The organism is Skermanella sp. (genome assembly GCF_059503625.1).
In genome coordinates this window covers 1-10,525 of the sequence record NZ_JCACHA010000744.1, presented here as the reverse complement: position 1 = coordinate 10,525, position 10,525 = coordinate 1, and the positions used below count along the sequence as shown (strand labels likewise).

The window sequence follows — 10,525 nt, the reverse complement described above, 5'->3', positions numbered from 1 at the left end:
GTCGGTGCAGCCCATTCGGCCAAAAGGACGAACCACTTGGCCGGTACGCTTTATAGAGGTAGGCCCGGAATGCAAAGGGGAGTGTTAACTTTTGCTGGTGTAAGTAAAGCGTCTGCCTTGGGTAGGTAACTGATTGGCTTGACTGTGCGTTACGCAGATGCTCACTCAAAGGATATGCCGCCTCCGTGCTCTACCCAGGGCGGCGGCACCTCCTTGCGCACCAGGATCGTCGACAGCGTACCGGAGGTATTGTTCGCCATCGCGGACGACGGCACGCTGGTCTACCTGAACCCGGCCTGGACGCGGCTGACGGGCTTCGCCGTCCAGGACAGCGTCGGGCGCAGCTACCTGGACTTTCTCTGGCGCGAGGACAGGGAGGCCAGCCGGGAGCGTTTCGCCCTGGTGCTGGCCGGCGACACCCCCGACTACCGGCACGATGTCCGCATCGGGAGGCGTGACGGCGGTTTCCGCTGGGTGACCGTGCATGTCACGATCGAACGCAACTCGGGCGGGCAGGTCTCCGGCACCTGCGGGTCGATGGTCGATATCACCGACCGCAAGCTGATGGAAACGCTGGCCCATGGCGAACATTCCGTCCTGGAAGCGATCGTCGGCGGCGTCCCGCTGGAATCGGTGCTCGACCGGATCTGCCGCCTGTGCGAGGAAATCCTCGATCATAGCCGATGCTCGATCCTGCAACTCGATCCCGACGGCGTCCACGCCAGGATTGCGGCGGCCCCCGGCCTGCCGCCCGGCTACACGGCGACCGTCGGCAGCATCGCGATCGGCCCCTCCGTCGGGTCGTGCGGCGCCGCCATGGCAACCCTCAAGCCGGTCATCGTCGCCGATATCGCCAACGATCCGCTGTGGGACGGGTATCGGGAACACGCCCTGAAGCATGGCCTGAAGGCCTGCTGGTCGTTCCCGATCATGGCGGAAGGAACCGTCTACGGCGCCTTCGGGATCTATTACGGCATGGTCCACGCCCCGGCTGAAGGCGACCTCCAGGTCGCCAGCCGGCTGGCCAAGCTGGCCGCCGTGGCGATCCTCCGGCGGCGCAACGACGAAGCGATGCGCCGGAGCGAGCAGCGCTTCCGCGACTTCACGGAGGTCGCCTCCGACTGGCTGTGGGAAACCGACGCGGAGTTCCGGATGACCTACGTCTCCGGGCGGGTCCAGGATACCCTGGGAATACCGCCCGCCGAGATGCTTGGCCGCCGCCTGTCCGAGGCCCTGCTCCAGGACGCCGGGTCGCCGAAGTGGCGGCGGCACCTGGACGATCTCCGGTCCAGCAGCCGGATCAAGGACTTCGAGTTCTCCTACCGGCGGCCCGACGGCGTCCAGCGCTGCTTCGTCGTCAATGGGATGCCGGTGCTGGGCGAAGACGGCAAGGTCGTCGGCTACCGGGGAACCGGCAGCGACGTGACCGCGGAACGCGAGGCGACCGATGCCCTGCGCAACCGCAAGCGCCAGCTTTCCGAAGCGCAGCGGATCACCCGCACCGGCGACTGGCTGTGGAACATCGGGCGGGATACGATCGACTGGTCCGACGAGATCTACCGTATCTTCGGCGTCAGTCCGGACGCCTACGATCCGACCCTCGACACCGTCTTCTCCTTCGTTCACCCCGACGACCAGCAGACGGTGATCGACACCCTGACCCGTTCCGTGAGGGAAAAGACCGGAGGCATCCTGGAATACCGCATCTGCCGCCCGGACGGCGACGAGCGTCACATCCGGGCGGAGTGGCTGTGCGGCCTCGACGCCGGGGGCGAGGTCCGCGACGTGTTCGGCGTCTGCCAGGACATCTCCGAACGGAAGCAGGCGGAGGAAGTGCTGCGCACCGCCAAGAACAAGGCGGAAGCGGCCAGCCGCGCCAAGTCCGAGTTCCTCGCCAGCATGAGCCACGAACTGCGGACGCCGCTCAACGCCATCCTGGGCTTCAGCGAGATCCTGAAGGAACAGATACTCGGACCCCTGAGCGAGCGCTACCGCGACTATGCCGGCGACATCCACCGCAGCGGCCAGCACCTGCTCGACCTGATCAGCGACCTCCTCAACATGGCCCGGATCGAGGCGCGGCAGGTCGAGTTCAACGAGGAAACGGTCCCCCTGGCGGAGGTGATGGACGAGGCGCTCCGGCTCACCCGCCTGTCACCCGGCGAAACTCGCCACGCGGTCGAACTGAGCCTTCCGGAGCCGATGCCGGCGCTGCTGGCCGACCGGCGCGGGCTGAAGCAGGTGCTCATCAACCTGCTGGGGAACGCCGCCAAGTTCACGCCGGACGGCGGCCGGATCGGCGTCAGCGCCGGCCTGCGCGACGGCTTTCTGGAGATCGCCATCGCCGATACCGGCATCGGCGTCCCGAAGGACCGCATCCCAGACCTGGGCAAGCCGTTCATGCGGGTCGAGAACGTGATGTCCCAGCGCTACCAGGGCAGCGGCATGGGCCTGTTCATCTCCAAGGCCTTGATCGAGCGCCATGGCGGCTCGATGCGGATCGAAAGCGCTCCCGGAGAAGGCACGACGGTCACCATGCTGATCCCGGCTTCCAGGGTCATCTCCGCCTGGGGCATTCCTGAAGAGCCTTTGCACTGACTACCCGCATGGCCTAACCAGGGACCGCACCAGGAACCGGCGGACGGTTACCCCGGTATGGCGGAGGGTTTGAGGCATGGGAAGACTGGGCCGGTTTTCGACCTTGCTGGTTGTAGCGCTTGCCTGGGGACCCGCCGCCTTGGCGGCCGACCGCCAGCCGGTAGGCCGGGTGATCCGCCAGGAAGGCGGCGCCAGCGTGCTGCGCGATGCCGTCCGCTCCCCCCTGCTGCCCGGAACGGCCGTATTCGCCGGCGACGTGGTGGAAACCGCCGCATCCTCCCGCGTGACCCTGCGGTTCGAGGACGACAGCACCCTGACCGCCGGCCCGGACAGCCGGGTCGCGGTGTCCGAGTATGCGGTTGCTCCGTCGGGCGGCCGGGCAAGCGCGCTGTTCACCCTGCTGACCGGCATCGTCCGGGCCGCCGTCCAGCAAGCCGGCTTCGGCGTCTTCGCCGTCCAGACGGAGGACGCCGTCTCATCCGCCCGCTCGACCGAATGGACGGTCGAGATCCTGCCCGCGAGCACCGCCGTCCTCGGCATCGAGGGCGCCGTCCAGGTCACCAGCCGCCGGACGGCAGGCGTCCCGGGAGCTTCCGTCACGATCAACCCCGGCCAGGGGACCGACGTGGCGCCCGGCGCCGCTCCGACCGCTCCCGTAACCTGGGGAGCGCCCAGGGTCGAGCGGACGCTCCGTCTGGTCGGACCTTCGGTTCGCTGAGACCGCCCTCCATGCGACTGCCCGGCCGCTGGCTGCTGCTGCCGCTGGCGATCCCGCTGGTCCTGGCCCTCCTGCGCCTGACCGATGCCGAACCCGCACCGCTCCAGGACCTGGAGGCGCAGATGCTGACGCTGCGCTACCGCCTGCGCGGCCCCCTGGAGCCGTCTGGCGCCGTGTCGCTGGTCATGATCGACGACCGCACCCTGGCGGAATACGGCCGCTGGCCCCTGTCGCGCCGCCTGATCGCCGACGCCCTCCGCCGCCTGACGGCGGACGGCGCTTCCGTGGTCGCCGTCGACCTGCTGTTCGCGGAGCGGGAGCGCGGCATCCCCGATCCCGATGCCGAACTGGCCGAAGCCCTGGCGGCGTCGCCCCGGGCAATGGTCGGCTTCGCCTTCCTGTTCGATCCGGAGCGGGCGGTCTCCAGCGTGCCGCCCTCCGCATTGGCCGACGCCGCGTACCGGGTGGTCCGCGAACCGGCCGTGGCCGCCGATATTCGTCCGCCGGACCCCGCCGGCCTGATCGCCCCGCTGGAGCCGCTGGCGCGCGCCGCCGTCCCGGCCCATGTCAGCGTCCTGCTAGACCCCGACGGCCAGCTTCGCCACGACCAGACCGCCATCCGCTACGGCGATGCCTGGTTCCCCAGCCTGCCGGTCGAGGCGGTCCGGCGCTTCCTCCGGATCGATCCCGACGACATGGTCCTGCATCTCGGATCGGGCGTGGCGCTCGGCCCCGACTTCGTCGCCACCGACAGCCGCATGCGGCTGGCCGTCAACCACTACGGTCCGCCCGGCACGGTCGAGACGCACTCGATGGTCGACCTGCTCGGCGGTGGACTGGCGGAGGGGACCTTCCGCGACCGCGTCGTCCTGATCGGCGCCTCCGCGCGCGGGGTCGGCGACAGCTTCGCCACCCCGTTCAGCCGGACCCTTCCCGGCGCCGAGCACCTCGCGACCGTAATCGACAACCTGCTGACCGGGCGGACGCCGACCGACCGCCCGGCCTTGGTGCCCGCCGATACCGTCGCCATCCTGGCCGGCGGCATCGCCGCGACGCTGCTCGGGACGCTGCTGACGCCCGTTCTGGCCGGTCTGACGACACTGGCGCTGATCGCGGGCTGGATCGTGGCGGCGACCGTCCTGTTCGCCAAGGCGAACCTCTGGCTGGCGGTGACGTCGCCAGCGCTGGCGGCGTTCGCCGGCTTCGCTTTGTCCTCCGCCCGCCGCAGCCTGATCGGCGACCGTGCCCGCAGGCTGGCGGAGCGGCAGCGGCGCAACCTGATGCGCTACTTCTCTCCAGAAGTGGCCGAGCGGCTGATGAACACCAACGCGCCGGGCCTGGACGACCGGGTGCAGACCTGCGCCATCCTGTTCATCGATCTGGTCGGCTTCACCGGCGTCAACGAGCGCCTGTCGCCGAACGAGGCGATGGACCTGCTCCGGGGCTTCTACCGGCTGGTCGAAAGCGCCGTGCTCGACCACGGCGGCATCGTGGACAAGTTCATGGGCGACGGCGCCATGGCCGTCTTTGGCATCATCACTCCCTCACCGGACGATGCCGCCGACGCGCTGAAGGCCGCCCGCGTGCTCGCGTCCTCCATGGACACGCTGAATGCCGAACTGGAGGCCGCCGGCCTGACCACTCTGAAGATCGCCATGGGCCTGCACATCGGCCCTGTGCTGATCGGCGATACCGGCGGGACGCGGCAGTTCACCTATACCGTGACCGGCGATCCGGTCAACGTCGCGAGCCGGCTCCAGCACATCACCCGCGAGCTTGGCGTCGTCATCGCCGCCTCCGACGCGGTGATCGAAGCGGCCCGTTCCAGCGGCGGCGGAGGCGGCGCGGTCGAGGGATTCGTGGAGCTGCCCCTGACGAGCCTGCGCGGCCGGGAGCGCCCGGTCGGCATCTGGGGCTGGCCGGCGCCGCCCGCAGATTGAGCGGGAACGGGAACCGGGGTGCCGCTGTTGTGGACTGCTGCCGGTATCGGCACGGTAGTAACCACAACGGTCGAGGAGCGAACACGTGACCGAAACACTTCCCGGCGATGTGCCAGACGATGTGGACGCCGCCGTCATGCGTGTCCTCAAATCCGCCTGCGACCAGGAGATCATGATCGCCACGGCGGAAAGCTGCACCGGCGGCCTGATAGCCTCGCTCCTGACGGACGTGACCGGCTGCTCCCACGCCTTCGAGCGCGGCTTCGTCGTCTACACCAACGATGCCAAGAACGAGATGCTGGGCGTCCCGAAAACGCTGCTGGAGAACCCCGGCCCCGTGTCCGAGGAGGTGGCGAGAGCGATGGCGGAGGGCGCACTGTCCCATTCCAACGCCCATGTCGCGATCTCCGTCACCGGCTTCGCCGGTCCCGGCGCTCCCGGCGACGAACCCGGCCTCGTCCACTTCGCGCTTGCCCGCCGCAACGGTCCCACCACTCACAGGATGGAGCGCTTCGGCGATATCGGACGCGGCGGCGTTCGCCTGGAATGTACCCGGACCTGCATGTCCATGCTGCGGGAGGAGATCTGCGCCGCCGAACCCGCCGTCAGATGACGGCGACCAGCCTGCGGATCAGCACCGCCGCCCCTTCGGCGGCGGCCCCGCAGAAGCTGGCGAAGTCCATGTGGCTTTCGGCGCCCGCCAGATCGCTCAGCGAGCGCACCACCAGACTGGGAATGCCGTAGCGCTCCGCGACCTGCGCCACGGCCGCCCCTTCCATCTCGATCGCCATGGCGCCGCCGAACTCGCGGTGCAGGCGCTCCCGCGTTTCCTCGCAATTGAGGAAGGTATCGCCGGTCAGGACGGTACCGAAGTGGATCGACGGAACGCGCGGCTCCGCTCCGGTGGCCTTGGCGTCGAACGGCGGCAGGGTGACGCCGTCGAGCGCCGAACGGACCTTCGCTTCCAAGCCGGCTGCCAGGGCGTAGCCATGAGTTTCGTCGAAGCCCGGCAGCGGCGGAATGCCGGGCTGGTAGGTCCTGATCCTTCCTTCCACCAGCGCGCCGTAGTCGTGCTGGACCAACCGCGTCGCGATCACCACGTCGCCGATGCCGAGCGCCGGGTCCAAGCCGCCGGCCACGCCGGAGAACAGCAGGGCATGGCAGCCGAAGATCTCCGCCAGCAGGGTCGCCACCACGGCGGCGTTGACCTTTCCGACGCCGCTTTCGGCCATGACCGTCGGCCGTCCCTCCAGCGTTCCTTCCCGGAAGGTCAGGCCTGCCAGCACCCGAGTCGAGGTTTCGGTGAAGCTGGCGCCGAAATGGGCGGTTTCGTCGGGGATGGCGCAGATGAGACCGAGGGGCCGGGTGGTCATGGTGAAGATCCTGACGGCAGGGAGGAAGATGGAAGCGAGTGATGGCCGCTGGTTATCGGTCATATCGCCTTTTATAGTCCACTGCCATGGATGACATAGCGCCTGTTCAGTCTCTGCTGCCGCCCAACTTCCTGGGCTGGTTCTCCAACCGGGGCTGGTCGCCCCACGCCCATCAGATCGAGATGCTGGAGGCGACGCAGGACGGCGCCGACGCCCTGCTGATCGCACCGACCGGCGGCGGCAAGACGCTGTCCGGCTTCCTGCCCAGCCTGATCGACCTGTCGGAACGCCCGCGCGAGGGGCTTCACACCCTCTATATCTCGCCCCTGAAGGCCTTGGCGGTCGATATCCAGCGCAACCTGGAAAGCCCGGTCGCCGAACTCCGCCTGCCGATCCGGACGGAGACCAGGACGGGAGACACGTCGGCCGCCAAGCGCCAGCGCCAGCGGAGCAAGCCGCCCCAGATATTGATGACGACGCCGGAGAGCCTGGCGCTGATGCTCTCCTATACGGATGCGGAGAAGATCTTCCGCCAGCTCCGCTGCGTCGTGATCGACGAGCTGCATGCGCTGGCCGGCACCAAGCGCGGCGATCTGCTGGCGCTCGGCCTCGCCCGGCTGGCGCGGCTCGCTCCCCTGTGCCGCCGCGTCGGCCTGTCCGCGACCGTCGCCCATCGCGACCACCTGACGGCCTACCTGTCGAAGACGGGCCGCGCCGGCGATGGCGGCGTCCGGACTATCCTGGGCCGGCCGGGGGCGCGCGCCCAGGTCGATATCCTGACGACCCGCGAACGCCTACCCTGGGCGGGCCGGATGGCCGTCCACGCATTGGGAGAGGTCTACGACCAGATCCGCAAGGCGGGCACGACGCTTGTCTTCGTCAATACCCGCGCCCAGGCGGAGATCGTCTTCCAGGAGCTTTGGAAGCTCAACGAAGACGCCCTGCCGATAGCGCTTCACCACGGCAGCCTTGCCGCCGAGCAGCGCCGCAAGGTCGAAGCCGCCATGACGCGCGGAGCGCTGCGCGCGGTGGTCGCCACGTCGTCGCTGGACCTTGGCATCGACTGGGCTGCCGTGGACCTCGTCGTCCAGGTCGGAGCGCCCAAGGGCGTCAGCCGGCTTCTCCAGCGGATCGGCCGCGCCAACCACCGGCTGGACGAAGCCAGCCGCGCCGTGCTGGTCCCCGCCAACCGGTTCGAGGTGCTGGAATGCCGCGCCGCCGTCCAGGCGATCGAGGATCGTACGCTGGACGGCGACCCTCCCCGCCCTGGCGGTTTGGACGTGCTGGCCCAGCACATCCTAGGCATGGGCTGTGCGGCCCCGTTCGATGCCGACGGCCTCTTCGCCGAGATCGCAAGCACCGCCCCCTATGCGGGTCTGTCCCGGAAGGACTTCGACGATACCCTGAACTTCGTCGCGACCGGCGGCTACGCGCTCGGCAGCTATGACCGGTTCAAACGGCTGGTCAGAAACGAGGAGGACGGGCTTTACCAAGTCGCCGGCCCCGTCGTGGCGCGACAGTACCGGATGAATGTCGGCACCATCGTCGCGGCGGTGACGCTGAAGGTCCGGCTGGGCCGGGGGCAGATCCTGGGAGAGATCGAGGAGCACTTCGTCCAGTCGCTGGTCGCCGGGGACACCTTCCTGTTCGCCGGCCAGTTGCTGAAGTTCCTCGGCATCAGCGAAACCTGGGTCAACTGCGCGAAGGGCGGCCAGGGCGATCCCAAGATCCCCGCCTATGCCGGGAGCAAGATGCCGCTCTCGACCCATCTGGCCGACCGGGTCCGGACCATGCTGTCGGACCCCTCGTGCTGGGGCGATCTGCCCGATGCTGTGCAGGAATGGCTGAGGCTCCAGCGGCTCCGCTCGGTCCTGCCCAACCGCGACGACCTGCTGGTGGAGACCTTCCCGCGCGGCAAGCAGCACTTCATGGTCGCCTACTGCTTCGAGGGGCGCAACGCGCACCAGACGCTGGGCATGCTGCTGACCCGCAGGATGGAGCGGGCCAAGCTGAAGCCGCTGGGCTTCGTCGCGACCGACTACGTCCTGTCCATTTGGAGCCTGCGCCCGGTCAAGGATCTCGACAGCCTGTTCGATCAGGACATGCTGGGCGACGACCTGGAAGCCTGGATGGACGAGTCCAGCATGCTGCGCCGGACCTTCCGCAACGTCGCCGTGATTTCGTGCCTGATCGAGCGCCGGCATCCTGGCCAGGAGAAGACCGGGCGGCAGGTGACCTTCAGTTCCGACCTGATCTACGACGTGCTGAGGAAGCACGAGCCCGACCACGTGCTGCTCCGCGCCACCCGCGCCGACGCCGCCGGCGGGCTGACCGACGTGCGCCGGCTGTCGGACATGCTGGCGCGCGTCAAGGGCCGGATCAATCATCGCGCGCTCTCCCGCGTTTCGCCGCTGGCGGTGCCGGTACTGCTGGAAGTCGGGCGCGAGCAGATCACCGGCTCGGCCCTGGACGACCTGCTGGACGAAGCCTCGAACGAGCTGGTCGACGAGGCGATGCCGGAGTTGAAGGCGGCGGGCCGGCCGCAGGGGATGCTGCCGCTGTGAGCGTCCCCTATTTGCAGCCCCCTATTTGCAGTTGACTGGACCGGCCGGATTCCGGATGGTGCGCCGGAACCGAACGTGAACAATCGATGGTAGCCGTGGATCTGGTGTTGAACGGTGTCGGCCTCAAAGCCGATTTGTCGGGCGCTCTCGTCTGGCCGGAGCGCAACTTGCTGGTGGTGGCCGACCTTCATCTGGAAAAGGGGTCGGCGTTCGCCCAGCGCGGCCAGTTGCTGCCGCCCTACGACACGAGCGCCACCCTCGACCGCCTGGAGCAGGTGATCAGGCGGCTGAATCCCGAGACGGTGATCTGCCTCGGCGACAGCTTCCACGACAGCCGCGCCGCCGAGCGCATCGCGCCGCGCGATGCCGACCGTCTTTCCGCGATGACTGCCGAGCGTGATTGGGTCTGGATCACCGGCAACCACGATCCGGAACCGCCCGCCCATCTCGGCGGCCGCGTCGCCGAGTCCGTCACGCTCGGGCCGCTGTGCTTCCGGCATGAAGCCAGGGCCGGCGCCGGCGGGGAAGTTTCCGGCCACTACCATCCGGTGGCGGCGATCCGCGTCCATGGCAAGCGGGTTCGGGCGCGCTGCTTCGCCAGCGATGGCCAGCGCCTCATCATGCCGTCGTTCGGCGCGTACACGGGGGGTCTGAACGTGCTGGACCGCGCTCTCGCACCTCTGCTCGGCCGCCGCTTCGAAGTCAGGATGATCGGCAGCGAGCGGCTGTTCGCCTTTCCCAGCGCGCGGCTCGAACCGGACCCGGAGCGGGTGAGATATCAATAAGCCGGCCGGACTTGGCGGCATGCTGGATTGACGGACCGGGGTGCGGGCATAAGTTCGCTGGTCGGCGCTCCGCCGTCCTTCCTCGCTTTGCCGGTCCATCGGAATGACATCCCCCTCCCCCGCCATCGTCTGGTTCCGTAAGGACCTTCGCCTTGCCGACAATCCCGCTCTCCACCGGGCGGTAGAGAGCGGCGCTCCCGTGATCCCCGTCTTCATCCTGGAGGATGGGCTGGAGGATGGGTCGGACACGGTCCGCGCTCCCGGCGGCGCCGGGCGCTGGTGGCTGCACCACAGCCTGGAGCGGCTTGGGGAGGCTCTCGGCCAAGCCGGCGCTCCGCTAGTGTTGCGCCGGGGCGATGCGGCCGAAGCGCTTTCCGCGCTGATCGACGAAACGGGCGCCGGCTCGGTCTACTGGAGCGACAGTTTCGATCCCGCGACGAGGGCCCGCGACGATACCATCCGCACCGCCCTGGCCGGCCGGGGACTCACGGTCGAAAGCTTCAACGCGACGCTGCTGTTCGATCCCTCGGCCATCCGGTCGAAGGCG

Annotated in this window: 8 protein-coding genes; 7 read left to right on the top strand and 1 reads right to left on the bottom strand. The window is 68.8% G+C overall.

Going from position 1 to position 10,525, the window contains the following annotated elements:
* The first annotated feature begins 213 nt into the window (after window positions 1–213).
* The 4 genes from AC5JJ6_RS25530 to AC5JJ6_RS25515 all read left to right on the top strand — a co-directional run bounded on the left by AC5JJ6_RS25530 (window position 214) and on the right by AC5JJ6_RS25515 (window position 5,869).
* Entirely contained in the window at window positions 214–2,598 is a 2,385-nt protein-coding gene (locus AC5JJ6_RS25530; protein ID WP_496044765.1) for a PAS domain S-box protein, read from the top strand.
* A gap of 76 nt (window positions 2,599–2,674) precedes the next feature.
* A complete protein-coding gene (locus AC5JJ6_RS25525; protein ID WP_496044764.1) occupies window positions 2,675–3,316 on the top strand; it encodes a FecR family protein in 642 nt (213 codons plus the stop codon).
* 11 nt (window positions 3,317–3,327) lie between these two features.
* Complete coding sequence (locus tag AC5JJ6_RS25520; protein ID WP_496044763.1) at window positions 3,328–5,256, top strand: CHASE2 domain-containing protein; 1,929 nt, start codon at window positions 3,328–3,330, stop codon at window positions 5,254–5,256.
* Between the two features lie 85 nt (window positions 5,257–5,341).
* Window positions 5,342–5,869, top strand: a complete 528-nt coding sequence (locus tag AC5JJ6_RS25515; protein WP_496044762.1) for a CinA family protein — start codon at window positions 5,342–5,344, stop codon at window positions 5,867–5,869.
* Here the strand turns inward: AC5JJ6_RS25515 and AC5JJ6_RS25510 are convergent.
* Window positions 5,862–6,629 (bottom strand): 5'-methylthioadenosine/adenosylhomocysteine nucleosidase, encoded by a 768-nt coding sequence (locus tag AC5JJ6_RS25510; RefSeq protein WP_496044761.1) that lies wholly within the window; start codon window positions 6,627–6,629, stop codon window positions 5,862–5,864. The two genes, AC5JJ6_RS25515 and AC5JJ6_RS25510, sit on opposite strands and share 8 nt — an antisense overlap.
* 86 nt (window positions 6,630–6,715) lie before the next feature.
* Here AC5JJ6_RS25510 and AC5JJ6_RS25505 point away from each other — a divergent pair, with 86 nt between their 5' ends.
* From AC5JJ6_RS25505 to AC5JJ6_RS25495, 3 genes are all read left to right on the top strand, one after another.
* Window positions 6,716–9,193, top strand: coding sequence for a ligase-associated DNA damage response DEXH box helicase (locus tag AC5JJ6_RS25505; protein ID WP_496044760.1), 2,478 nt, complete (start codon window positions 6,716–6,718; stop codon window positions 9,191–9,193).
* Between the two features lie 86 nt (window positions 9,194–9,279).
* On the top strand, window positions 9,280–9,978 hold the full coding sequence (pdeM, locus tag AC5JJ6_RS25500) for a ligase-associated DNA damage response endonuclease PdeM (protein ID WP_496044759.1): 699 nt from the start codon (window positions 9,280–9,282) through the stop codon (window positions 9,976–9,978).
* A gap of 103 nt (window positions 9,979–10,081) precedes the next feature.
* Window positions 10,082–10,525: deoxyribodipyrimidine photo-lyase (locus tag AC5JJ6_RS25495; protein WP_496044758.1), on the top strand; the 444-nt coding region annotated here is incomplete at its 3' end.

Coding starts and splice junctions, on each gene's coding strand:
- AC5JJ6_RS25510 (WP_496044761.1), bottom strand. CDS start 6,629: ATGACCACCCGGCCCCTCGGTCTCATCTGCGCCATCCCCGACGAAACC.
- AC5JJ6_RS25525 (WP_496044764.1), top strand. CDS start 2,675: ATGGGAAGACTGGGCCGGTTTTCGACCTTGCTGGTTGTAGCGCTTGCC.
- AC5JJ6_RS25520 (WP_496044763.1), top strand. CDS start 3,328: ATGCGACTGCCCGGCCGCTGGCTGCTGCTGCCGCTGGCGATCCCGCTG.
- pdeM (WP_496044759.1), top strand. CDS start 9,280: ATGGTAGCCGTGGATCTGGTGTTGAACGGTGTCGGCCTCAAAGCCGAT.
- AC5JJ6_RS25505 (WP_496044760.1), top strand. CDS start 6,716: ATGGATGACATAGCGCCTGTTCAGTCTCTGCTGCCGCCCAACTTCCTG.